General features: G+C 55.4%; 19 protein-coding genes and 1 pseudogene. 7 read left to right on the top strand and 13 right to left on the bottom strand.

The window, feature by feature from the left end; genetic code table 11:
- Both aspA and QZ554_RS01355 read left to right on the top strand, forming a co-directional pair.
- Positions 1 to 354 (top strand): annotated as a pseudogene (gene aspA / locus QZ554_RS01350) (aspartate ammonia-lyase); the annotation flags it as partial.
- Between the two features lie 172 nt (positions 355 to 526).
- Complete coding sequence (locus QZ554_RS01355) at positions 527 to 2383, top strand: right-handed parallel beta-helix repeat-containing protein (RefSeq protein ID WP_297193691.1); 1857 nt, start codon at positions 527 to 529, stop codon at positions 2381 to 2383.
- Positions 2384 to 2570: 187 nt separating this feature from the next.
- On the opposite strand, the gene QZ554_RS01360 is transcribed toward QZ554_RS01355, so the two are convergent.
- The 5 genes from QZ554_RS01360 to QZ554_RS01380 form a co-directional block, all read right to left on the bottom strand.
- Positions 2571 to 3068, bottom strand: coding sequence for a hypothetical protein (locus QZ554_RS01360; RefSeq protein WP_297193692.1), 498 nt, complete (start codon positions 3066 to 3068; stop codon positions 2571 to 2573).
- 611 nt (positions 3069 to 3679) lie between these two features.
- Positions 3680 to 4933, bottom strand: a complete 1254-nt coding sequence (locus QZ554_RS01365) for an acetate kinase (protein ID WP_297193693.1) — start codon at positions 4931 to 4933, stop codon at positions 3680 to 3682.
- A 32-nt stretch (positions 4934 to 4965) separates the two neighbouring features.
- Positions 4966 to 5982 carry a phosphate acetyltransferase gene (pta, locus tag QZ554_RS01370; RefSeq protein ID WP_297193695.1) on the bottom strand — a complete coding sequence of 339 codons (1017 nt, stop codon included), beginning with the start codon at positions 5980 to 5982 and terminating at the stop codon, positions 4966 to 4968.
- Positions 5983 to 6323: 341 nt separating this feature from the next.
- On the bottom strand, positions 6324 to 7319 hold the full coding sequence (locus tag QZ554_RS01375) for a class II fructose-bisphosphate aldolase (protein ID WP_297193696.1): 996 nt from the start codon (positions 7317 to 7319) through the stop codon (positions 6324 to 6326).
- A gap of 178 nt (positions 7320 to 7497) precedes the next feature.
- Positions 7498 to 8352 carry a DNA-processing protein DprA gene (locus QZ554_RS01380; protein WP_297193698.1) on the bottom strand — a complete coding sequence of 285 codons (855 nt, stop codon included), beginning with the start codon at positions 8350 to 8352 and terminating at the stop codon, positions 7498 to 7500.
- A gap of 697 nt (positions 8353 to 9049) precedes the next feature.
- Here QZ554_RS01380 and QZ554_RS01385 point away from each other — a divergent pair.
- From QZ554_RS01385 to QZ554_RS01395, 3 genes are all read left to right on the top strand, one after another.
- Positions 9050 to 10864 carry a hypothetical protein gene (locus QZ554_RS01385; protein WP_297193700.1) on the top strand — a complete coding sequence of 605 codons (1815 nt, stop codon included), beginning with the start codon at positions 9050 to 9052 and terminating at the stop codon, positions 10862 to 10864.
- Positions 10865 to 10882: 18 nt separating this feature from the next.
- A complete protein-coding gene (locus QZ554_RS01390) occupies positions 10883 to 11008 on the top strand; it encodes a hypothetical protein (RefSeq protein ID WP_297193702.1) in 126 nt (41 codons plus the stop codon).
- 148 nt (positions 11009 to 11156) lie between these two features.
- Entirely contained in the window at positions 11157 to 13097 is a 1941-nt protein-coding gene (locus tag QZ554_RS01395) for a DNA topoisomerase IV subunit B (protein ID WP_297193704.1), read from the top strand.
- 317 nt (positions 13098 to 13414) lie between these two features.
- Here the strand turns inward: QZ554_RS01395 and QZ554_RS01400 are convergent, their stop codons facing one another.
- The 6 genes from QZ554_RS01400 to QZ554_RS01425 form a co-directional block, all read right to left on the bottom strand.
- The gene (locus QZ554_RS01400) at positions 13415 to 14173 is read right to left on the bottom strand and encodes an outer membrane beta-barrel protein (RefSeq protein WP_297193706.1); all 759 of its coding nucleotides are present in this window, start codon (positions 14171 to 14173) and stop codon (positions 13415 to 13417) included.
- Positions 14174 to 14197: 24 nt separating this feature from the next.
- Complete coding sequence (locus QZ554_RS01405) at positions 14198 to 15109, bottom strand: PCMD domain-containing protein (protein WP_297193708.1); 912 nt, start codon at positions 15107 to 15109, stop codon at positions 14198 to 14200.
- Positions 15110 to 15260: 151 nt separating this feature from the next.
- Positions 15261 to 15620, bottom strand: a complete 360-nt coding sequence (gene rplS, locus QZ554_RS01410; protein WP_297193710.1) for a 50S ribosomal protein L19 — start codon at positions 15618 to 15620, stop codon at positions 15261 to 15263.
- 184 nt (positions 15621 to 15804) lie between these two features.
- A complete protein-coding gene (locus tag QZ554_RS01415) occupies positions 15805 to 16404 on the bottom strand; it encodes a DUF3109 family protein (RefSeq protein ID WP_297193712.1) in 600 nt (199 codons plus the stop codon).
- A gap of 9 nt (positions 16405 to 16413) precedes the next feature.
- On the bottom strand, positions 16414 to 17682 hold the full coding sequence (mraY, locus tag QZ554_RS01420; protein WP_297193714.1) for a phospho-N-acetylmuramoyl-pentapeptide-transferase: 1269 nt from the start codon (positions 17680 to 17682) through the stop codon (positions 16414 to 16416).
- Positions 17683 to 17704: 22 nt separating this feature from the next.
- A complete protein-coding gene (locus tag QZ554_RS01425; RefSeq protein WP_297193716.1) occupies positions 17705 to 19180 on the bottom strand; it encodes a UDP-N-acetylmuramoyl-L-alanyl-D-glutamate--2,6-diaminopimelate ligase in 1476 nt (491 codons plus the stop codon).
- A gap of 1051 nt (positions 19181 to 20231) precedes the next feature.
- On the opposite strand from QZ554_RS01425, the gene QZ554_RS01430 reads away from it, so the two are divergent.
- Both QZ554_RS01430 and dnaJ read left to right on the top strand, forming a co-directional pair.
- Positions 20232 to 20819: a nucleotide exchange factor GrpE gene (locus tag QZ554_RS01430; RefSeq protein WP_297193718.1), complete on the top strand. Its 588-nt coding sequence runs from the start codon at positions 20232 to 20234 to the stop codon at positions 20817 to 20819.
- 27 nt (positions 20820 to 20846) lie between these two features.
- Positions 20847 to 22001, top strand: coding sequence for a molecular chaperone DnaJ (gene dnaJ / locus QZ554_RS01435; protein WP_297193720.1), 1155 nt, complete (start codon positions 20847 to 20849; stop codon positions 21999 to 22001).
- A 187-nt stretch (positions 22002 to 22188) separates the two neighbouring features.
- On the opposite strand, the gene rnr is transcribed toward dnaJ, so the two are convergent.
- Together rnr and QZ554_RS01445 are read right to left on the bottom strand one after the other, a co-directional pair.
- On the bottom strand, positions 22189 to 24435 hold the full coding sequence (gene rnr / locus QZ554_RS01440) for a ribonuclease R (RefSeq protein WP_297193722.1): 2247 nt from the start codon (positions 24433 to 24435) through the stop codon (positions 22189 to 22191).
- A 294-nt stretch (positions 24436 to 24729) separates the two neighbouring features.
- Positions 24730 to 25470 (bottom strand): response regulator transcription factor, encoded by a 741-nt coding sequence (locus QZ554_RS01445; RefSeq protein WP_297193724.1) that lies wholly within the window; start codon positions 25468 to 25470, stop codon positions 24730 to 24732.
- Between the last annotated feature and the right edge of the window lie 46 nt (positions 25471 to 25516).

Genomic DNA, 25516 nt, shown 5'->3' on the forward strand with positions numbered 1-25516 from the left:
CAGATGGAGCTCAACGCTATGGAGCCCGTCATGGCTCAGTGCTGCTTCGAGTCCATTGACCTCATGATCAACGGCCTCGACACCCTCCGCACCCTCTGTATCGATGGCATCACGGCCAACGAAGAGAAGTGCCGCAGCTACGTACGTGAGAGCATCGGTATCGTCACTGCCCTGAACCCCATCATCGGCTACAAGAACTCCACCAAGATCGCCAAGGAAGCCCTCGAGACCGGACGTGGTGTCTATGACCTAATCATCGAGCACGGCATCCTATCTAAGGAAGACCTCGACACAGTGCTTGCTCCCGAGAACATGACGCACCCTGTGCGCCTCGGCATCAAGCCACTTAAGTAGCCCCCACTCTACAGCCCCAGCCACTACTGGGAGCACCTAGAGGCCAAATAGCGTAGCTCCAGCCCTCTTACCCGATACGAGTAAGGAGCTGGAGCTACTTTACTTTCCTCGCCCCCACCCTCGGGGGCTTCACTCTTTATCCCTCTATCTCCCCACTGCATCACAGAGTACTATGTCCCATAGACCGATCCGCAGACTCTGCCTACCCCTCCTCCTCTTACTCCTCTCCTACAGCCTACCTCTAGGAGCAGTGCGCCGTACGATCCACCTCTCCTCCTATGGCCTGAGAGCAGGAGCGAAGGAGAGCTGTACCCCTCTCATGCGTAAGATCCTCGGTGACCTACGCAGAGAGCTACAGAGCGAGGGGGACACCCTCGAGCTCCTCTTCGCCCCCGGTCGCTACCACTTCGCTAGTCAGGGAGCAGACGAGCGTGTGTACTACATCTCCAACCACGACCACCCCGGTAGCCGTCCGATAGGCCTGCTCCTAGAGGGCTGGCGCAATGTGATCCTACGAGGTGAGGGGAGCGAACTCCTCTTCGAGGATCGTATGCTCCCCTTCGTCCTCGACAGTTGCCGAGGGGTGGAGCTACGTGGGCTAACGATAGACTTCCCCAACCCACAGATTACCCAGCTACATATCCTTCGCTCCGACACGACCAAGGGGATCACCTTTGCCCCCGCACCTTGGGTCAAGTGGCGACTCTCGGAGCGTGGACAGCTAGAGGCCTACGGGGATAATTGGCGCTCCATCCCTGAGATCGGGATGGCCTTTGGCCCCAAGAGCCGAGAGATCTGCTACCGCACCGCCGATATGGGCTTTACCAATAGGGGGCTTCGCCTGCTCACCCCGCAGGAGACCAAGGCCTATCCCCCCTCTGGAGGACAACCCGAGGCGATCCTACATGCCCCCCACTGGCGAGATGCACGCCTACCGAGCGGGACGATCTTCGCCGCGCGATCCTACTACCGCCCCCAGCCTGCTATCTTCATCACCGAGAGTCAGGACATCCGTCTGCACGACCTCACGGTGCACTATGCTGAGGGGATGGGACTACTGGCTCAGAACTCCGAGGATATAGAGCTGGAGCGATTCCACGTAGAGCTACGAACCGATGGGGGGAGGTACTTCACCACGCAGGCCGATGCTACGCACTTCGTCGCCTGCCGAGGTCGGGTAAGTCTACAGCACTGTCGCTTCGAGAATATGATGGATGATGCCCTCAATGTACATGGGGTCTATCTCAAGGTCTTGGCACGAGAGGGCAAGCACACTCTGGTAGGACGCTTCATGCACGAGCAGTCCTTTGGCTTCCCGTGGGCTAGCCCAGGGGACTCTGTGCGCTTGGTGACCTCGAGGGATATACAGGGGCTGGAGGGTGTCTTTCATGTGCGTACGATCAGCTCCGTAGGGGGACGAGGACTAGAGGGTGCACGGGAGGTGCGTATCACCTTCGACGAGGAGCTACCCGCTGACTACCATGCCGAGCGAGGCATCAGCATGGAGAACCTCAGCCGTACACCGAGCGTCATCTTCGCGCACAACCTCGTACGGCACAACCGCGCCCGAGGTATCCTCATCAACACCCCTCGCCCTGTCCTCATCGAGGAGAATACCTTTGATCACGTCAGTGGCTCGGCGATCCTCTTCAGCACGGACAACAATATGTGGTATGAGTCGGGGCAGACCCGAGAGGTAGTGATCCGACGAAATACCTTTCAGGACGTCTTGACGAGCCTCTATCAGTTCACGACAGCTGTGATTAGTATTCATCCGATTATCCCCGAGCTTGCTCTCCAGCGACACCCCTTCTATGGGCAGGGAGCAGGAAGCATCCGCATCGAGGACAATATCTTCCGCACCTTCGACACACCCCTGCTGCACGCCATCAGCACCGACGGCATCCTATGGCGGGGTAACAAGATAGAGCCCACAAAGACCTACCCCAAGTATCACCCCAATCAGAAGCGGTTCCTCCTAGAGGGCTGTCGCAATATCGACATCGAGCCCAAGGACCAAGTCGAGTAGTCGCCTCATCACCATACCTTCGACTACTCCCCGTCCCTTCGCCTACCGCTAGAAGAAAGGACGAAGCACGATAGTTCCACATTAAGGAGGACTACTCTCCCCACTACGGGGGCAAGGCTGGAGTACGATAAAAGACAAGAGCCACAGCTAGGGCGTCCCCCGGCTGTGGCTCTTGTACATAATTGGGTTAAAGATAACTTGCTAACTCCTGTGGTGTAGGATCAACAGCTCGTATGACCCCTCGCTCATCGACGAGGTACGAGTGCAGTCGCTGCTGGAGTCCCATCACACGTAGACATTCGCTACGCATCTCAGTGCGCACACACTGCTGGGTCTCCTTGCCCACTTGGTCTAAGGTAAGCGTACGCTCGTACACATCCTGATCAGGATCGAGGGAGATCCCTCGGTAAGCAATCCTGTCACTAGGTGTAGCACTGAAGAGCTGGCTCCACTGCTGGTTCTCCACCCTACTCTCGGCATCATAAGCTGCCCAGAAGTGAATGAGTGTCATCTGTGGAGTCTTGCCTTCGGTGAGTAGCCCACGCTGCCTCACGTCCAGAGACTTCATTTCCGGTAGTACATCACCTACCTCTAGCCCGGTATGGGCTGTGGGGCGAGGTGTGCTTGCGGAGGTCACTACGAGGAGCATACCGCAGGCCAGTACGCCGAAAAGAATTCCTTTCAACGTCATAAAAACTTATTTAAGTCCAACATACCTACATCATCCACTCGCCATCTCTAGCTCTCTAGGGGTAGCATTATACTCTAAGGGGGGAAGGTCAGGGATTGGTCGGTGTAGGTTCCCGTGTTTCGGGTCTGTAGGTCTTTACCCTTATACCACTTGTACTTGGCTTAAAGACGCACAAAGGTATAAAAAATCAATAAAACTACACTACCCTCTACTTCATCCCCTCTCCCCCTCCCGGTATCATAGGGGCTCACACAAGTGTAGCTATCTTGGGCTAGCCTCCGTTGAGAAAGGGGAGTACCACTTCTCTGCTGAGGGGAGGTGGGTATCGGGCAAGGATATGACACAAACGAGGGATAAATGAGGGATAAACGAGAGTAACCAGCGAAGGAAAGAGGCGAGGATAATCCTTCCAAAGTAAGCGGAAAGCAAGCGGGAAGGAGCGGAGTGGTAAGGAAGTCTATAGCTGGGGATAAGATAGGGCGAAGGCTGCATACACCACACCTAGGCCAGGATGGATAAGCACTATATAGAGCAAGGGCTACACTTCCCCGAGTGGGAAGTGTAGCCCTTTGAGCTTACAGATGATCGTTGCGTGCCCGCGAAGGCTACTTCGAGAGGATCTCGTAGGTATCCTTAGCGATCATGTACTCCTCGTCCGTAGCGACGACGACTACCTTGACCCTGCTATCTGCAGCACTGATGACCATGCTCTTGCCACCGACGGCCTGAGCATTGAGCGCCTCATCGATCTTGATGCCTAGGAACTCCAGCCCACTACATACATCCGTACGCATAGGAGGGCGGTTCTCCCCTACACCCGCCGTGAAGACGAGGAGGTCAATCCCTCCAAGGGCAGCAGCATAGGCACCGACATACTTCTTGATCCTGTAGGCATGCATAGCGATGGCGAGTGCATCACGATGGCTACCCTCACCTGCGGCCTTAGCGATGTCACGCATGTCAGAGCCCTGTGTACCGATACCGGAGATACCGCTCTTCTTGGTCAGGAGGTGGGTTAGGTCAGCTTGATCGAGGTGCGTCTTGCCTGGCTCTGCCTTCTTTAGGTAGGGAGCGATGAACTCAGGGTCGAAGTCCTTCTTGGTAAGCAGGAAGTCCAGCACACCACTGTCTATATCCCCAGCACGTGTACCCATGATGAGGCCTTCGCTCGGGGTAAGGCCCATCGAGGTGTCGATGCTCTTACCATTGAGGATAGCTGCCATGGAAGCACCACTGCCGATATGTGCCGTGACGATACGGCTGTTCCCTAGGTCGATACCTGCGATCTCTGCACCACGGCGACTGACGAAGTCGTGGCTCGTACCATGGAAGCCATAGCGACGGATGCGGTACTTCTCATAGAAGGCATAGGGAAGGGCATACATATAGGCATGCTCGGGCATCGTCTGGTGGAAGGCCGTATCGAAGACCCCTACCTGAGGAGTATTGGGGAGCACCTTCGTCACAGCCTCGATACCTAGGATGTTCGCAGGGTTGTGCAGCGGAGCTAGCTGGGCACACTCGTGGAGCTTAGCGATGACCTCGGGGGTGATACGCACGCTCTCGGCGAAGCGCTCAGCACCATGTACTAGGCGGTGCCCAATAGCATCGATCTCATCGAAGGACTCGACGAAGTGCTCTTCCTTGAGGATGTCAAGGATGATCTCTACACCACGGGTGTGATTGGGGATGTCGAGGTGACGCTCCTCCTTCTTGCCGTCTGGCTTACGGAAGGTGATGAAGGGGTCGGCGATGCCCACACGCTCTTCGTTGCCCGAGGTGAGTACCTTGTAGGTGGGGAGCTCGATAAGGGCAAACTTCAGAGAGGAGCTACCGCAGTTTAGGACTAGTATCTTCATAATATAAGTATCTATGCAGAGATTGGTGAGGACTAACCCTTCTTGGCCTTGAGGGCTATGGACTGATTAGCGGTGATAGCGGCCATCTTGTAGATATCCTCTACGGAGGCTCCACGGCTTAGGTCATTGACAGGAGCAGCCATACCCTGTAGGACTGGCCCTACAGCCTCGGCACCTGCTAGACGCTGGACGAGCTTGTAGCCGATATTACCAGCCTCGAGTGTGGGGAAGATTAGGACGTTGGCCTTACCTGCCACAGGGCTACCGGGAGCCTTGAGCGAGGCAACCTTGCCTACGAGGGCAGCATCTAGCTGGAGCTCGCCATCGAGCTGAAGGTCGGGAGCCTGCTCCTTAGCTAGGCGGGTAGCCTCGACGACCTTATCGACCATCTCGTGGTGTGCACTTCCCTTGGTGGAGAAGCTAAGCATAGCGATACGTGGCTCTACATTTGCGATAGCACGAGCGGACTCGGCAGAGGAGATAGCGATCTGTGCTAGTTCAGTGGCTGTAGGATTAGGCATCACGGCGCAGTCGGCGAAGAGGAGTAGGCCGTTGTCGCCATAGTCACCATGGGGGAGGAACATCATGAAGATACCGCTCACACAGCTGATCCCTGGGGTAGTCTTGATGATCTGCAGGGCGGGACGTAGGACGTCACCGGTAGCGTTGATAGCACCTGCGAGCTCTCCGTCAGCATCGCCAGCCTTGATCATGAGGCAGCCGAGGTAGAGAGGATCCTCGACGAGGATAGCAGCCTGCTCCTCGGTGAGTCCCTTTGACTTGCGGAGCTGTAGGAGTAGGTCGATGTAGTCTTGCTTCTTAGCGTGCTTCTTGGGGTCTAGTAGCGTAGCCTTCTCGATGTTGCGTAGGCCGAGGTCATGCGCACGAGATCGGATGGAGTAGGGGTCACCGATGAGCGTCAGGCGGACGACGCCATCACGTAGGAGGCGATCGGCGGCCTTGAGTGTACGTTCTTCTGTGCCTTCGGGGAATACGATGTGCTGAGGGTTAGCTTTAGCCCTGTCAATGATGTCTTGAATCAAGTCCATAGCGACGATAAATTGATGTTAGAAGATTTGACTATGCCCAAAGGTACGCATTCTAAGGGATATACTGGCACTTTAGGCACAAGAAGGGGACATCTCTCCCCTCTCTCGGACTACACCCCGACAAGAGAGCACTCCCCTCGAGTCCACCCTTACCCTATCCCTCCATGCCCCGATCTATTCCCCTTAGCGCAACTAGCGATTACTCTACCTAAGATCTCTATACCTAATATAATAGTAGGACAGCCCGACATAGAGTAGCGGAGGCTATCTCTATGCCGAGCTGTCGCTCATAGGGTCTCGCTAGGTGGATCACCTAGCGAAGTATCTGTGTCTGCTAAAGACTAGAGGCGGTCGTTAGAGCCAAGGACGTTGAGGACCTTGTGCATGTAGAGCTTCTTGAGCGAGTCACGAGCTGGGCCGAGGTACTTACGTGGGTCGAACTCAGCAGGGTTCGTAGCGAAGACCTTACGGATAGCAGCTGTCATAGCTAGACGACCATCGGAGTCGATGTTGATCTTGCACACAGCGCTCTTAGCAGCCTGACGGAGCTGTTCTTCGGGGATACCGACAGCATCCTTCAGTGCACCGCCGTACTGGTTGATCGTAGCTACCTCGTCCTGAGGAACGGAGGAAGAGCCGTGAAGTACGATGGGGAAGCCTGGGATCTGCTTTTCGATCTCAGCGAGGATGTCGAAGCGGAGGGGGGGAGGTACGAGGATACCGTTAGCGTCACGCTTGCACTGCTCGGGGGTGAACTTGTTAGCACCGTGAGAAGTACCGATCGAGATAGCCAGTGAGTCTACACCCGTCTTGCTGACGAAGTCAATGACTTCCTCGGGCTCGGTGTAGGTGTGGTGCTCAGCTACGACATCATCCTCGATACCAGCGAGTACGCCGAGCTCACCCTCTACGGTGACGTCGTACTGGTGGGCATACTCTACGACAGAGCGTGTCAGGGCGACATTCTCGTCATAGGGGAGGTGTGAGCCGTCGATCATAACAGAGGAGAAGCCCATCTCGATACAGCTCTTACATAGCTCGAGGCTATCGCCGTGGTCGAGGTGTAGAGCGATCTGGGGGTTGGGGCAGCCGAGCTCCTTGGCGTACTCGACAGCACCCTGAGCCATATAGCGGAGGAGCGTTTGGTTAGCGTACTTACGTGCGCCACTGGAGACCTGGAGGATGACGGGGGACTTCGTTTCCACGACAGCACCGATGATAGCCTGGAGCTGCTCCATGTTATTGAAGTTGAACGCGGGGATAGCGTAGCCACCCTTGATAGCCTTGGCGAACATCTCACGAGTATTGACCAAGCCTAGTTCCTTGTAACTAACCATTTGTATTGACTTAAATTAAAGACGGTTTAAAAACTAGTTCTCTACCGCAAAGATAGAATAAATAAACTGAATGCCTAACGATTTCTTTAAATTGTTAGCATAAGTATTCCACCACCCCTATCCTACTCCATTATATATAGGCATCCCACGAAAGCGATGGGGACACACCTCCCACTCCTTACCTAGGGGAAAAGAGCTCCTGATGAGGCAGGGCAAGTCCCTCTCGAAGAAGCCATTGATTCCCCTCGCTCACCTCCCCGTAGGCCTCATACTGCTGGGCGAAGCAGGGTACTCCATACTGCTGGGCAAAGCGTGCCGTATGCAGTGTCCCACTCATGAGCCCACACTGCACGACCAGCACCTCGGTCGCTAGGGTGGCCAGCAGGCGATCACGAGCTACGAAGAGCCGCCTATCCACATGTCTCCCAGGGGGATACTCCGAGAGGATTAGCCCACCCCTCCCGAGTAAGGCATTCTGCAGAGCAGTGTGCTCCCTTGGGTAGGTCTCATCTAGTCCTGTGGCGACGACAGCCACCCCCAGCCCACCCTCCTCGAGGCAAGTACGGTGTGCCTCGGCATCACAGCCCCGAGCTAGACCACTCAGGATGACCGCTCCCTGCCCGACGAGCTCCCGAGTGGCACTGCGAGTATGCGCCAGCCCCTCAGCATCGGGTACACGTGTCCCGATGACCGCCACCCGCCTATGCTCCTCTAGGAGCTCGCACATCCCTAGAGTATAGAGGAGAGGGGGACACTGCCCCCCGAGACGCCTGCGTAGAGCACTGGGATAGGAGGCACTACTAGAGGGATGGACACCGATACCGAGCTCGGCACATCGCCCAAGGATCGCCTCCGCCTCCCCGCCATAGCGCTGGAGCTCCCGCTCATAGAGGTCAAGCCCACTCGGTAGCCCTAGGGGTAGCTCACTGGGTGTAGGGACGGTGCCCAGCAGGACATTGATCTGACGGGGGCGAAGGCCTGCTAGCTGTAGGGCTAGGGCCTGCACCTGTGTCTCATGTGCTGTTTCTATCATAGCTACACAAAGGTACGCAAAGCCTAGGCTCTGTGTTTTATCGAGAGAGAACTAGAGGAGTATTTACTGCAGGGGCGATGCATGGTCTCTTTAGAGTACTCCTTTCTTTGGCTCTTTGGGGATGTTATTTCATATCCAAGGGCGCCTAGAGTGCCTAGACGTTAGTCCCGAGGAGAGCTAAATAAGAGAGCCTATCGGGGTGATACTTAGAGCGAGGTTGTGTACACGTGGGTATACAACTGTATACACGTGGGTACACTGTTGTATACACACGTGTATACTCGACCCTCCTAGTTAGTAGGTATACGCTCGGTATGTCTACACCTAGGACACAGATGCTTCTATCTTGTGTGTATACTCGTTGATTACTTAGCCCTCGCACTATGGTGTTTTCATGCGTCAGCCCTGTAGTATTTACGGATAGCACCCCTTGAAAAAATTATTTTAACTACCTTTGTGCCCGAAAGTTGGCATGTAGAGTAGAGCTATAGTTCTGTATTTGTAGCCCCTGTATATACCTGAGTCCTTTTGTGATAAGAAGGGCAACTTTCAGCTAGGGTATACATGTTATACCCATACCCAAACACTCGATCTTAACAAGGATTAGTGTTTGATACTCTCTAAAGGGGCTTTCATTATAGCGTAGCCCTATACTTCATTTTTATTGGTTTTCACCCATAATCTAAGTTTTCAAGTAATGAGAAGAAATCTCTTCATGCTCCTCTCTCTCCTTGCCCTAAGTGCGTGTGGGAAGGAAGATATACAGGAGCTTCACAATCAGCAGGGAGAAGAAATACAAATAAATATCTCTGCACACCTCTCGGCAGACAACGCCCCAAAGGCAATGGACTACAAGCTCATCAACAACAAGGTACAAAAGGACCTCGAGGGCAAGAGCAAAGTCTATGTTTACACCTGTATCTATGAGGGAAATAAAAAGCTCTTCGCAGAAAATATTCAGTGGGATGTCACAGCGGAGAAGAAGCTCAAGTACAATGGTTCTGTCAGCCTATCTGCGCAACCTACGAACCCATCACAGCTCAGACTCCTCGCCGTCATCGGAGAGGTAATAGGCTCTCGGCAGCCCAACAATATCGTGTTGGCCTCCTCCTACCCAGAGAGTGGGACGGTGGGTGTACTCTCATCTGACGCCGCAACGACCATCAATGTCCCCTATATCATGGAAGTCAAGCTGGGGAAGGATATCAGTGGCCTTTGGGTACCCAAGGAACAGTCTCAGATCTTCAAACCCTATGGTCATCTTGTTCGCTTCAAGATAAAAAATGGGACGGCAAGTGAAGTGACTATCACGGGTGTCTCCAGCAACAAGTTCCTCGCAGGGAAATCCACATTGAATGCAGAGGCGAAGACCCTAGAACGAGAGGAGTACGGCACGCACCTAGACCTCAATCTGTCTCGTGAAGTGAAGATTGCTTCAGGAATGACCTCTACTGAGACCTTCGTCCTTTGGGTACCTAAGATGGCGACCAAGGGGAGCTATAGCCTTGATCTCCGTGCGAAGGGGATCGAAGACTCACGTATCTACACGACGATGGAGATCGAGAAGAACCAAGGTGACTACAAGAATGGTAAGCTCTACAATGCTACGCTCACGTTGCATAAGACCTGTATCCCCAACCCTCTCAGCCTCCTCTCTGAAGATGTAATGAATAGTGATGGTAGCGACTTCGTCAATCTGCGTAACACGTTCAAGATGGACGACCGCAGCACCTATAACGGACCTGGGAAGGTAGGATACTTCCAGCACACTGATGCAATCAATAAGTTCTGTGAAGAGAAAACTTACCCAAGAACAGGGAATATCCTATGGCACCAGCCAGACTTCTTTGAGTGGAATAGCCTCCTCTATAACCCTCAAAACAAGCAGACAGGCGTAGCAACATATCAGGATAGGACAGAAAAGGTACGGGTAAAGGTTGGGGTTGGAAATAAGGCTAGTATCAGAAGCAGTAACAGCTACTGGAAGACCATCTCATATAGCGTGCATGTTCCAGAGGAGTCCAAGGGGACATATACTTCCCATCTAGGCGACACTAGACCTACCATAAAGACTGGTAAGAGCTACTATATCCTATCCTTTGCTGCAGCTGACGCCCCACTACCTGATGACAAGACTCCAAATCGTTTCCCCAGTGAGACGACAAATGTCAATCGCTATGCATTCCGTTACACTCTGTACGATGATCATATTAGGATCGACTGTGCCCCTGTCGGGATCCAGGACATTCAGGCCAACCAGCTCCCTGACCATCGCATCTTCTCTGGGATCGGTGTTGTATCTCGTAAGCTCCCCTTCTATGGGATATCTACTGTCCCTCCCTATACAACGAAGGACCTCAAAGGGGACAACATCCGAATCATTGACTACGCGACAAATACAAAGGATGAGAACGGTGGCATAGTAATCGCAGCCTTCAGTGCCCCAGCAAATGGAGTCCTAACCTATCCTTTCAACTACGGCTTCCCGGTCGCTCTATTCAAGAAGTGGTAAACTAACTGCGAACTCATCATGGAAAAGAAAGAATATCAGAGCCCAAGAGCAGAGCTACATCAGCTCTGCAATCAACTAACTGTGCTGGTCAACTTCTCTAGCGAAGCCGAGATCGGCGATTGGGAAGATGATGGCAACCTCTAGTGGGCTGACATCTTAGGCAAACATCCCTAAAACTAACTAGGCTGAGCCCCTAGTCCCCTATCGAATGTCGAGGGGGGCTAGGGGCTCAATGCTCCCCCCTTTTTCGTATCTTTGACCCCCGAAATCCCCACATACAACGGCAACAAACATGCTAGACGAGCAAACGGTAAACTACAGCGATAGTGACATCAAGACCCTAGAGTGGGACGAACATATTCGTCGTCGCCCTGGGATGTATATCGGTAAGCTAGGCGATGGTACCCACGCCGACGATGGGATCTATGTCCTGCTCAAGGAGGTGCTGGACAACTCCATCGACGAGTACGTCATGGGCGCTGGCAAGAAGATCGAGGTCACCATCGCCGACGGGCTAGTCACCGTACGTGACTACGGCCGAGGTATCCCCCTGGGCAAGCTCATCGATGCCACGAGCAAGATGAACACCGGGGGTAAGATCGACTCCAAGGCCTTCAAGAAGTCCGTAGGGCTCAATGGCGTGGGGATCAAGGCCGTCAATGCCCTCTCCATCCACTGCGAGATCACCGTCTGGCGTGAGGGACTGACCAAGACCGTTCGCTACTCCCATGCCCACCTCCTGGAGGAGACCGAACCCACCCCCAGCGACGAACCCACGGGGACACGGGTCGTCTTCCGCCCCGACGAAGAGCTCTTCAAGGGCTATGCCTACAACGATGAGTTCGTCGTGGCGATGATCAAGAACTACTCCTACCTCAATGCTGGCCTTACCCTCATCTACAACGGTGAGCGTTACCTCTCCAAGCAGGGTCTAGCAGACCTACTAGCGGAGAATATGACTGACGAAGCCCTCTACCCCATCATCCACCTCAAGGACGAGGACGTCGAGATCGTCCTCACACACACCAGCCAGGTAGGGGAAGACTTCTACAGCTTCGTCAATGGGCAGAACACCACACAGGGCGGTACACACCTCTCAGCCTTCCGCGAGGCTGTGGCTCGTGTGATCAAGGACTTCTTCGGCAAAAACTTCGACTACCGAGACATCCGCTACGGCATGGCTGCCGCCATCAGTATCAAGGTCGAGGAACCTGTCTTCGAGAGCCAGACCAAGACCAAGCTAGGATCCAAGGATATGGAGCCCGGGGGACGCAGCATACAGAAGTTCCTCAATGACTTCCTCGGCAAGGAGCTGGACAACTACCTCCATATCCACGCAGAGGACACCGCCATCATGCTGCAGAAGATCCAGGAGAGCGAGCGTGAGCGCAAGGCACTCAGCGGTGTGGCAAAGCTCGCCCGTGAGCGTGCCAAGAAGGCCAGCCTGCACAACAAGAAGCTCCGAGACTGCACCATTCACCTCAACGACCCCAAGGCCAAGGAGCCCGAGCGCACCAGCCTATTCATCACCGAGGGGAACTCCGCTAGTGGCTCCATCACCACCTGCCGTGACCCGCACTACCAAGCCGTATTCTCGCTCCGAGGCAAGCCTCTGAACTGCTACGGCCAGACCAAGAAGGTCGTCTATGAGAATGAGGAATTCAACCTCCTACAGGCTGCACTCAACATCGAGGACGGCCTAGAGGGACTGCGCTACAACCGCATCATCATAGCCACCGATGCCGATGACGACGGGATGCACATCCGCCTGCTGCTGATCACCTTCTTCCTCCAGTTCTTCCCCGAGCTCGTGCGCCGTGGGCATGTCTTCATCCTCGAGACACCGCTCTTCCGTGTCTTCCTCCCCAAGGAGCACAAGAAGACCGACAACTTCATGTCCAGCACCCCTGCACCGAAGAAGCGTGGACGGAAGAAGAAGGAGGAAGCCCCCCAAGCCGAGGAGCTCGTCACCAACATCTATTGCTACAACGAGGCACAGAAGCAGGCAGCTCTGAAGAAGCTCGGCAAGCGTGCCCTCGTCACCCGATTTAAGGGGCTCGGGGAGATCTCTCCCGAGCAGTTCAAGGACTGGATCAGCGAGGAGAACATCAAGCTTGACCCCGTTCGCCTGCGCAAGGAAGACAACCTAGCGAACCTCCTGCTCTTCTACATGGGCAAGAACACCCCCGAGCGTCAGAGCTTCATCATCGACAACCTCATCGTCGATGAGTAGCCCCCTACCCTAACCCCATCCCCCGAGATCATCCTCGGGCAGTCCCCCCTAACGCAAATACCCCGAGCAGTGCCTCCACGCTGGAGCACTGCTCGAGGTAGCTATTTTCCTGTCGGTACGTCCCCGCACTTCGACGAGGGAATGAGGTAAACGAGGACATCCCCCTTCCCCCTCTAGGCTGGTACGGAGGTGCTTATTCTTCGTTAGACAAGGAGGGAAGAAGAGGGGCGACACACCCTAGCCTTGGGATGTAGCCCAGCTAGCGTGTGTCGCCCAGTATGGTAGATACGGCTCTAGCCCTTAGACCAGAGGATACCCTAGCGTGTGATGCTGTAGCTCACCCCGAGGCAGAGGAAGACGTTGCGCAGGGAGTAGGGCATGACCTGAAAGCCTTGGTCAAAGAGCTTTGGTAGCCCGACATTCACACGTCCCGTCACCGCCCATTGCTTGTCGAGCTTATAGTCAGCGCCGAAGCGTACCCCGACATCATTGCGCACGATGAAGTCCCCGATATTGAAGGCGAGGACAACACCTGGCTGATAAGGACGGCCATCCATCAGCCCATCCCCATCTAGCTTGGCGATGAACTTGCGCCTGAGGGCATGCGAATAGTAGCCACCGACATAGAAGCGGAAGCCACCACGAGGCATATCGAAGGTCAGCCCAAGGGGCACCGTGAGGTAGCGGTTGCTCATATCCACACTCTGTAGACCCGTGTAGCGCTGCTCGGAGAGGTCAGAGCTCTGGTAGCGGATAGGCATATCCTTGGCACGCACTGTGGCATAGAAGCCCTTGCCCTCGTACTCGATCCCCGTAGCTAGGGCAAAGGGACTGGTAGGCGAGAGACGATAGGAGAAGTCGATCCCGACATTGGGCGCAGCACCGAGGTTGAAGTGCATGACCTTCTCCACGGGCTTAGGCACGGTCGGGGGGAGTGCACCTCCGAGGTTGAAGCCTAGGTGTAGCCCTAGAGCGAAGGGAGAGCGTGGTGTCTGATCATCAGTAGTGCTAGCGGCGAGCCCCCGAGGTATGAGGAGGCTGAGAGCAAGGCTAGCTAGGAGTAGTCTGCTATTCATAGCTGTATGTAGAGGACTTAGGGGTTAATCTTTCTTCTTCGGCCGATCTTTGATCGTGACTTCCTTTAGGCGAAGCTCACTACCTACCGCCCCTATGTACTCTGCGCCACGGAAGCTGGAGGTGAAGACGAGTGCTAGGCGATACTTCCCTGTCTTGAGGTCGATAGCGGCGTAGCGTGCAGGGTCGGTGGGCTCTAGCTTGAGCATATAGGTTGCCCACTTGCCCGCCTCGGTTGGCTCTAGCTCGACATAGCCACGTACTAGGATACGAGGGTCGGTATGTAGGTTCGTACCATTGAGGTAGCTGTCATCCTGAGTCACATCATAGAAGATAGCCGATGCCACACCCTTGTCCGAGGTGGGCAGAGGGATATTGGTCTTATTCTGTCCGTGGATGACCTTGTCCCCAGCCTGGTACTGATAGACGAAGGTCATCTCATCGGGGACTCCTGCCGAGTAGGGCTGGCCAAACTCCGTAGACTCAAGCGGCTTGGCTACGAGGTTCGCACGGTTTACTCGACCTGAATAGAGTGCCCCTGCGATGACATTGGTTCCGAAACCGAAGAAGTAGAATCCCTTGATGGTGCGGATCTGCGCTCCCACTACCTGCTCGCCCTCCTTGAGTGGTACGACGGGATAGTCCGTGGGACTCTGCGCGAGAGCACTGTAGCCCGTATTGCTAGCAGAGGACCAATAGGTCAGAGCTGGATCCTCATCCTCGGCTATAGAGGGGAGAGTGAAGGTCATCTTGGGGATAGCGATCCAGCGAGTGAAGGTGAAGCGCTGGCTCGTAGTCACGACTCCAGGCTTGCGATTCTCTAGTCCCTGACGCAGGTGGGAGATAGCCTCCTTCTCTGCCATCGGGTCGGCACACGAGCCGAGCGCAAGCAGAGAGCCTGAGATCAGAGCTGTGAGGATGAGATGTGATGCGTTCATTGTGGTGATTATTGTTTAGGATACTACGCTAGCCTCTGGTCTCAATCGAGGACTAGCAAACGAAGCTAGCCTCACCGCCAGTTATGTGGCAGTGAGGCTAGGATACTATCAAGTAGTCTCGCACACTCGGTAGTGGAGTGTAGCAGAGTGATTACTTTTCGGCGCTCACGCGACGCTCCTTGATACGAGCCTTCTTACCCGTGAGGGCGCGGAGGTAGTAGAGCTTAGCACGACGTACCTTACCGAGCTTTTCTACGGTGATCTTCTCGATGAAGGGGCTCTCTAGGGTGAAGATACGTTCTACACCTACACCCTCGGAGATCTTGCGCACTGTGAAGCGCTTCTTGTCGCCATGTCCGCTGATACGGATGACCACACCACGGTAGCGCTGGATACGTTCCTTACCACCTTCGCTGATGCGGTAGTCTACCGTGATGGTATCCCCACTGCGGAAGGATGGGTGGCTCTTGCCCGTGGCGAAAGCCTCATTGACGATCTTGATAAAGTCCATTTCTTTGTCCTTTAGCTTATTTGATTAGTACTACACCAAACGCAATATAACAGGCCACACGAGTCGTTTCTTCCTGACAGAGATTGCGCAAAGCGGTGCAAAGATACAAAAAATCACTTAGTTTACCCCGTTACCTATACCTTATATATAGGTGAAGTGCAAAGAGGCTATCCCCGACATCTTACTAGGGCTCGCTCTGTTCTGCTCCCGCAGCCTCCTCCTTGAGGAGTGCTGCGACCTCCTCTAGCTGGGTGTACCACTCCTCTCCGAAGGCTCGGATAAGAGGAGCCTTGAGGAACTGGTAGACGGGTAGCTGAAGCTGGCGGCCACGCTTGAGGGCACACTTGCAGAGCGACCACTTGTGGTAGTTCACCGCAGTGAAGTCCCGATAACGTGTCAAGCGGATGGGATAGAGCTGACAGCTGATGGGCTTGATGAAGTCGCTCTTGCCCTCGTAGTAGACCTTCTCGTAGGCGCACTGGCAGTTGCCGTGCTCGTCGTAGGTCGTGAAGACGCAGTCCTTGCCCTCCACGATCGAGGTGACTTCGTCGCCATCCTCATCCAGGTAGCTCACCCCCTGCTCTCTGATGATCTCCAGCGCCTGTGGCGATAGGAGGTGCTCGATGAGGGGCAGGTGCTTCCTCAGGAGCTCCGCCTCCCCCGGCTCTAGTGGGGCTCCACTATCTCCCTCCACACAGCAGGCACCCTTGCAGGCGGCATAGTCACAGGCGAAGAGTACATCGAAGACGTCTTGGCTGACGATCTTATCCTCTATCTGGATCATGGGCTGGGGCTAGCGGATCTTGAGGGTCACGATGGTGAGCACCGCTAGGATGATCCCTATGAGCCAGAAGCGCATGGTGAGCTTAGCCTCGGGCACCTTGTCCACAGGACGCTTCAGTAGGCTATTGGTAGCTGCTCCACCGGGGAGCTGGAAGTGGTGGTGCAGGGGAGCCATCTTGAAGACACGTACCCCTGTGCCCGTACGATGGCGGGTGTACTTATAGTAGAAGCGCTGGATGAACGAAGAGGTAAACTCTGCGATGAAGACTCCGCAGAGGATGGGCAGTAGGAGCTCCTTACGGATGAGGATTGCAAAGACCCCGATGATACCCCCGAGAGCAAGGCTTCCCGTATCCCCCATGAAGACCTGCGCAGGGTAAGAATTGTACCAGAGGAAGCCTACCGTTGCCCCCACGAGTGTGGCGGCGAAGATCACGAGCTCCTCCGCTCCGGGGATAAACATTGTATTCAGATAGCCTGCCATATCGTGGTGCGAAGAGACGTAGGCCAATATCCCGAGCACAACCCCAACGATAGCCGAGGAGCCTGAGGCGAGGCCATCGACACCATCGGTGAGGTTCACGCCATTGGATAGGAGCATCACGACGACGACCGTCATCATAATGAAGATCGTGACCCCAAGGATCTTCTTCACCCCTGGGTCATCGATAGGCAAGATCTCGGAGTAGTCGAGGTTATTGTCCTTGACGAAGGGCACTGAGGTCTGGAAGCTCTTCGTGTCCGTCGTCTCGAAGCGGATCTCTCGGGTATTTCCCTCACGTACGACCTCGCTATTGCGCTTGATCACGACTGAGGGGCTGAGGTAGAGCGTGACCCCGACGATGAGGCCGAGGACTACCTGCCCAAAGATCTTGTAGTGTTCCTTCAGCCCGTTCTTATCCTTCTTGAAGACCTTGATATAGTCGTCGGCGAAGCCCAGTAGCCCCATCAATATGGTCGTCACGATCATCAGGATGATGTAGATATTGTCCAGACGAGCGAAGAGGAGCGTAGGGATGAGGATAGCTAGGATGATGATGATACCGCCCATCGTGGGGGTACCCTTCTTGGTCTGTTCTCCCTCGAGGCCGAGGTCTCTCACGAGCTCACCGATCTGCCTACGCCGCAGGTACTTGATGAGGCGACCGCCCCAGATCGTACTAATGAGTAGGGAGAGGATGATCGCCATACCTACACGGAAGGAGACGTAGGTAAAGAGACGAGAGAATGGGAAGACAATCCCCTGGTCAGAGAGAAAATCGACTAAGTGATAGATCATGCTTCGTTTGCGTTTGGGTGGTTTATGCTTCGTGGGAAATCTGCTCTAGGACGATCTCTCGATCGTCGAAGTGATGGCGCACGCCATCTATCTCCTGATAGGTCTCATGCCCCTTGCCAGCAATGAGGATGATATCCCCCTGCCCAGCGAGCATGGTGGCCGTGCGTATGGCCTCGGCTCGGTCGGTGATGGTGAGTGTACGGGAGAGCTCCTCGGGGCTAAGCCCAGCCTTCATCTCCTCGATGATGGTCTCGGGGCGTTCGCTGCGGGGGTTGTCCGAGGTCAGCAGGAGGCGGTCACAGCGCAGTGCAGCCTCGTGAGCCATGATGGGACGCTTCCCTCGGTCACGATCGCCCCCACAGCCCACGACACAGAGCACCTTGGCTCCCTCGGCCTTGATCTCGTGGATCGTCTCTAGGACATTGATGAGGGCATTGGGTGTATGCGCATAGTCTACGATGGCGATGTAGCCACGGCGGGGCGAGAGCAGAGTCTGGAATCGTCCATCCACAGCCGTCAGTTCGCTCACCCGTCGGAGCACCTCGTCCCGATCCATGCCGAGCAGTAGGGCGGCGGTGTAGACAGCGAGGATATTGTAGACGTTGAACTCACCGATCAGCCGAATGAGTACCTGCCGTCCCCCCAGCTCGATCTCCGTGCCGTAGGGGTGGCACTCTAGGATGCGAGCCTTGTGGTCGGCGACACTACGTAGAGCGTAGGTGTATCGCTTGGCTCGGGTGTTCTGGAGCATCACGAGCCCATTCTTGTCATCGACATTCGTTAGGGCAAAGGCCTCCTTGTCCAGCTGGTCGAAGAAGCTCTTCTTTGCCCTCAGATACTCGGCGAAGGTGCCGTGGTAGTCTAGGTGATCACGGGTCAGGTTCGTAAAGATCCCCCCACGATAATGCACGCCAGCTACACGGTGCTGAGCCAGCGCATGCGAACTCACCTCCATAAATACGTGGGTACAGCCTGCATCCCTCATTCGCCCGAGGAGCTTCTGTAGCTCGGGGGCGGAGGGGGTAGTGTGGGTCGAGGGGATCGCCTCGTCCTCCACGTAGTTGCATACCGTACTAATGAGTCCACAGCGGTAACCTGCCGAACGGAAGAGACGGAAGAGCAGTGTCGCAATCGTCGTCTTTCCGTTGGTCCCAGTCACCCCGATGACGATGAGTTCCTCTGAAGGGTCGCCATACCAATGGGAGCTCATGATACCGAGCGCCTCAGCCGTGCTCTCTACCTCTATATATAGGATATGGGGCTGGGGGTCGATGGGTAGCTCCTCGACGAGGACAGCTACAGCTCCAGCCTCGATAGCGCTGGGGATAAAGAGGTGCCCATCGGCATGTACCCCACGCAGGGCGACGAAGAGCGTCCCTGGTTCTACTCGTCTGGAGTCCTCGGTGATCTGTAGGATCTCTGTCTGCTCAAGTTCCTCTACGGGACTTGTAGTCTTATAGCTTAGACCTTGTAGGAGGTCTACTAATTTCCTTGCCATTACCTTTGAAAATGTCTACAAAGGTACTCTTTCGCCGCCTAATAAGTATAGCCTCACCTCCATCCCTACCTAGTGCCCCACCTCTCACTCCACCGACAAGGCCTACCCGAGCCCTACCTACCCCCACCGCCCACTCCGCAGACACCACCATCCAGCCCTACCTAGCTCTCTCCCCTATACCACAGAGTACACCTACCTCATCCCTGCCTAGCTCTCGCCCCCATACCACAGACAGCACCTACCCCAGCCCTACCTAGCTCCCACCCCCATACCACGGACAGCGCCTACCCCAGCCCTACCTAGCTCTCTCCCCCATACCACGGACAGCACCTACCCCATACCTACCTAACTCCCACCTCCCATACCACAGACTACACCTACCCCAGCCCTACCTAGCTCCCACCTCCCACTCCACAGACAGCACCTACCCTAGCCCTACCTAGCTCCCACCGATCCAGCCACAGAGAGCACGCTACAGCCACAGAGAGCTCCCACCTCATACGATCTATATATGTACAGCCTTCGCACACCTTATTATTAGACCTATTGCACCTATTGGACCTATTAGTCCTATTATCTCGCCCCATCTCGCCCATTCCGAGAGCCCGATCAGAGGCACGATACACCCCCTTAGGAGCAGGCATACCGAGACCGATATCATCACCTCAAATAGGTGATGAAAAACGCTCTCAGTAAGAACGCACATACGCTCTCGGTAAGAACGCACATGCGCTCTCGGTAAGGGCGCAAGGACGCTCTCGGTAAGAGCGCATGTGCGTTCTTACCGAGAGCGTTTTGCCCTCCTCGGAATGCCTGATACAGAGCTCACTACGAGGTAGGGTTTGACCAGCTGTATACCTCCCTTCCTCGCCATTCCCAAGGAGGGAGATAGACAGGGAGGCAGATTGGCGATAGGGCTTTCGGTATCATATTTGATATATAGGGGGTGCATAGAGCCGATGTACGACAGCCCTTCCCCTGCATACGAGGTAGGCGGAGGTGGCTTGCGCCATAGGCTAACGAACTTGACAACAACATAAAAGACAATAATATGAGTGAAGAAATCAAGGAGCCTCACACCGATATAGAGGAGCCCCTAGAGCAGCAGAGTAAGACAGAGTGTCAGAGCGAGATACCCTCTGAGGAGGTCGCTACGGAAAATTTGTCAGAGGGAACACCTTCCCCCGAGAGCGAGGAAAAACGCCTTCGCACCGAACTAGACAAGCTTCGGGACACCCACATGCGTCTCGTCGCCGAGTATGACAACTACCGCAAGCGTACCCTCAAGGAGAAGAGCGAACTCATCCGTAGCGGTGGCGAGAAGGTACTAGGTGACCTCCTACCCGTCGTGGATGACCTCGACATAGCCCTACAGAACCTCGACAAGGCTACCGACCTAGAGGCTCTCAAGGAGGGGATGCACCTCATCCACACGAAGTTCCTTGACTACCTCATGCGTCAGGGTGTACGCCCCATAGAGACCGCAGGACAGCCCTTCGACGAGGAGCTTCACGAGGCCATCGCCACCTTCCCTGCCCCCGAGGAGGCTCAGAAGGGCAAGGTCATCGACTGCGTCAAGAAGGGCTACACACTCCACGATAAGGTACTGCGCCACGCCTCCGTCGTCGTCGGCCAGTAACAAGCAGGAAGAGAAAGGAAACAGCAAATGGCAACAAAGAGAGATTACTACGAAATACTAGGTGTCAGCAAGGGAGCTAGCGACGAGGAGCTGAAGAAGGCCTACCGCAAGCTCGCCATCAAGTACCACCCAGATAAGAACCCAGGAGATAAGGAGGCCGAGGAGAAGTTCAAGGAGCTCGCCGAGGCCTATGATGTACTGAGCGACCCACAGAAGCGTCAGCGATACGACCAGTTCGGCCACGCAGGCGTAGGTAGCAGTGCTGCTGGAGGCGGTGGCTTCGCAGGCGGAGGGATGTCCATGGATGATATCTTCAGCCGCTTCGGCGACCTCTTCGGGGGCGGTGGCTTTGACTTCGGTGGCTTCGGAGGGTTTGGTGGCGGAGGACGTCAGGTGCTCCGTGGCTCAGACCTTAGGGCACGTGTACGCCTCTCCCTAGAGGAGATCGACAAGGGCGTAGAGAAGAAGCTCAAGGTAAAGAAGCAAGTCGCCTGCTCACACTGTCACGGTGAGGGCACCAGCGACAAGGACGGCAAGCAGACCTGTGGCACCTGCCACGGCTCAGGTATGGTCATCTCCGCACAGAGAGGGATCTTCGGGATGGTACAGACCCAGAGCGTCTGCCCTACCTGTGAGGGTACGGGTGAGGTGATCACCAAGCCCTGCTCGTTCTGTAAGGGCAAGGGGACTCAGATCGGTGAGGAAGTCGTCACCTTCAGCATTCCCGCTGGCGTAGCCGAAGGGATGCAACTCAACGTACAGGGCAAGGGGAACGCTGCCCCACGAGGAGGTGTACCCGGAGACCTACACGTGATCATCCAGGAGGAGGAAGACCCCAACCTCATCCGCAACGGCAACGACCTCATCTACAACCTCCTCATCTCCATCCCCACAGCCGCCCAAGGTGGCTCCGTGGAGGTACCCACCATCGGAGGTAAGGCTCGTGTAAACATCGCTGCTGGCACACAGCCCGGCAAGGTGCTCCGACTCAGGAGCAAGGGCCTGCCCTCTGTCAATGGCTACGGACGAGGCGACCTGCTGGTCAATGTCAATGTCTTCATCCCCAAGCTGGATGAGAAGGCAGACGCAGGAGTACTGGGTGAGATGTCGAGCTCGGCCTTCCAGCCCACAGAAGAGGCGCGCAAGGAGATCGACCGCCACTACCGACAGATGCTTCGCTAAGCACGATACACCCTCGGGTGATTATTCCCCCGAGCCCCTTTCCCTACGGGGAAGCAGAGCCACAAAAGACAGCCCCCGATACACCGCTCTTCGGTGTATCGGGGGCTGTCTTATTTAGTTGGGAACTACTCCTCCCGCACTCGTCCCCCCCTTAGGGAAGGAGGCGAAGGGAGGCGAAGGCAAGAGCCTATGGGCGACGACGGCGTGGGGAGCGTGCCTGCAGAGCCTCCGTGAGGGCAAAGTCCAGCTGCCTACGAGCAAGGTCAGCCTGTGCCACCGTGACCTCGAGTTGGTCACCTAGGCGGAAACGGCGTCCCGTGTGCCTGCCTATGAGCGAGAAGGTCTTCTCATCATACTCATAGTAGTCATCCTCTAGGTCTCGGCAGGGGACGAGTCCCTCACACTTATTCTTATCCAGCTCGACATAGATACCCCAGTCTGCGAGCCCTGTGATCACGCCCGTGAAGGTCTGCCCGAGACGTGGGATCATGTACTCGACTTGCTTGTACTTGATGGAGCTACGCTCGGCATTGGCAGCGATATTCTCCATATCAGAGGCATGGTCGCACTGCTCCTCGGTGGCTGTGACATCTGCACTCTCCTTACCCTCGATGAGGTAGCGGGTCAAGAGACGATGTACCATGAGGTCAGGGTAGCGACGTATCGGAGAGGTGAAGTGGGTATAGCTCTCGAAGCCTAGCCCGTAGTGCCCGATATGTGCTGTCGTATAGCGAGCCTTCGCCATAGAGCGTATGGCGAGCATGGAGATCATATTCTCCTCTGGGCGCCCCTTGATGTCCCTGAGGAGCTGGTTGAGACTTTGGCTGATCGCCTCTGCCCCACCCTCCGTACGGAGCTTGTAGCCCATACGAGAGACGAACTCCGAGAGACTACGTAGCTTCTCCTCATCAGGAGCCTCGTGGATACGATAGACGAAGGTAGGAGGGGTACGCTTCTTCAGGTGCAGGGCGGGGGTGATGTCCTGACGTGAAGCATCAGCGATACGCTCTGCCACTGTACGGTTCGCCAGTAGCATGAACTCCTCGATCAGCTGGTGGGCTGGCTTACTCTCCTTGATATGGACTTCGATAGGCTTGCCTGCCTCGTCTAGCTCGAAGCGTACCTCGGGACGATCGAAGGCTATACTGCCTCGCTCGAATCTCCTCGCCCGAAGCTTCTGCGCCAGAGTGTGGAGCGTAAGGATCGCCTCAGCATGATCCCCCGTACCCGTGTCGATGATCTCCTGTGCCTCCTCATAGGTGAAGCGGCGAGAGCTACGAATAACCGTACGTGCGATACGTGCAGCAAGGAGCCTTGCCTCGGCATCTAGAGTGAAGATACAGCTATAGGCATACTTGTCCTCATCGGGACGGAGCGAGCAAAGGAAGTTGCTCAGTCGCTCAGGTAGCATCGGGATCGTTCGATCCACGAGGTACACACTGGTAGCTCGGCGGTAAGCCTCGTCATCTATGATACCACCAGGCTGTACATAGTGGCTCACATCGGCGATATGTACCCCGACCTCGTAGCGTCCCTCGGGTAGGGAGCGTAAGGAAAGGGCATCGTCGAAGTCCTTTGCATCCCGTGGATCGATCGTGCAGGTGAGCACCCCACGGAAGTCCTCACGGCGAGCGAGCTCCTCTGCCGTAATCTCATCCGAGAGCCCCTCGGCGGCACGCTCTACCTCCTCGGGGTACTTGTAGGGTAGGCCATACTCGGCGAGGATGGCATGCATCTCGGCGGTGTTCTCACCAGCCCGACCGAGGACGTCGATGACCTCGCCACGTGGGTTCTTGGCATGCGCATCCCAGTCTAGGATACGTACGACGACCTTATCACGGCTCGTAGCATTGAGACACTTGTCGTCGGGGATGAAGATGTCTTGGCGTAGCTCCTTGTTGTTAGTCACGAAGAAGGCATAGCCCCGAGACTTCTGCAGTGAGCCTACATAGGTCGTATGGCTACGCTCTAGAATCTCGGTGATACGTGCCCCCTTGACCTCGCCACGTCTATTGCGCAGTAGAGAGATACGCACCTTATCCCCATGAAGGGCATTGGCACACGAACGATCGGATAGGGGGATAGGGTCAAGGTCGGTGTCCTCGGGGACAAAGGAGGGACGACCACCACGGTAGTCGAAGTGTCCCTCTAGGCTCTCGCCACCTCCGCCACCACGGACGAAGCGGCCGGGCTCGAGCTCCTGCAGTTCGCCCACCACAGCCATCTCGGAGAGGGTCTGGTAGATGGCACGCTTCTGCCCCATCGTCGTCTTGCCGATAGCATAGCAGATCTGCTTGTAGGAGAGGACTTGTCCTGGGTTGGCATCGAAGACCAAGCGGGTGATACGCTGGATCTCACGCTTATTGAGACGAGAGGGAGCCACTGTGGGCTGCTTGTCTCGCTTATGTGTAGCTAGTTGCTTTTTCTTACTCATCAATGATCAAATTGTGTTGTATCTGTGGTCTCAGCATCCCTAGGCGGGCAAGTGCTAGGTGCATCCCCAGCCTTCCATAGCCTTCTTGGGGTACCATCGTCCCAAGGAGAGGGAAGACGGGAGGGGGAGGGAGAAGACGGATAGCCGATCCCCTAACCCAAGGGATTAGATGAAGCTTAGGGTCACCTATGACCACGTAAAGACCACCCCTACAGCCTACGGAGCTACCATAGGAGCAGAGGGGTGGTGCTGTGTGAGTGTGTACTTGTCTGATGAGTAATAGCTGCTCTTGAGCTAGTGCTCGTCAGAGGGATCTACGGGAGGGATGACGAGCTTGTAGCCCTTGCCGTGTACATTCTTGATCTCCACACGTGGGTCATCTGCCAGCATACGGCGTAGCTTGGTCACGTAGACGTCCATGCTACGCTGGCTGAAGGAGTTCTCACCTGACCCTGTGTGCTCGGTGATCCCCCAGATCACATTGAGGGCGTGGGAGCGCTCGAGGGTCTGGTTGGCGAAGAGGCAGAGCAGTGCCAGCAGCTCACATTCCTTGGTAGTGAGCTTACGTGCGGTATCGTCGATGGAGAGGGTCTGAGTCGTCGTATTGAAGGTGTAATTACCGATATAGTAGACACGCTGTGGCTCCTTACCATCGTCATGCTTATTGGTGCGACGTAGTACAGCCTCTATACGTAGGACGAGCTCCTCCATGCTAAAGGGCTTGGTGATGTAGTCATCAGCTCCCGATCGGAAGCCCTCGAGGACGTTGTCACGCATACCGAGAGCAGTGAGGAAGATGATGGGCACATCGGCACTAACGCTACGGATATCCTTGGCTAGGGTCAGTCCGTCACGCTTGGGCATCATGATATCGAGTAGACAGAGGTCATACTTGTTCACTTTGTAGGCCTTCCAGCCTTGCTCACCGTCGGTACAGAGGTCTACGATATACTTCTTGCTTTCGAGGAGTTCCTTGAGTATAGTTCCAAGGTTTTCTTCGTCTTCACAGAGAAGGATTCTAGCTTGTTCTTCCATGAAACGTTGTCTTTAGAGGGGGAAATAATCTTGCAATAGTGCGTAG

Origin of the sequence: uncultured Porphyromonas sp. (assembly GCF_915070105.1) — a bacterium.
Lineage (GTDB): Bacteria > Bacteroidota > Bacteroidia > Bacteroidales > Porphyromonadaceae > Porphyromonas.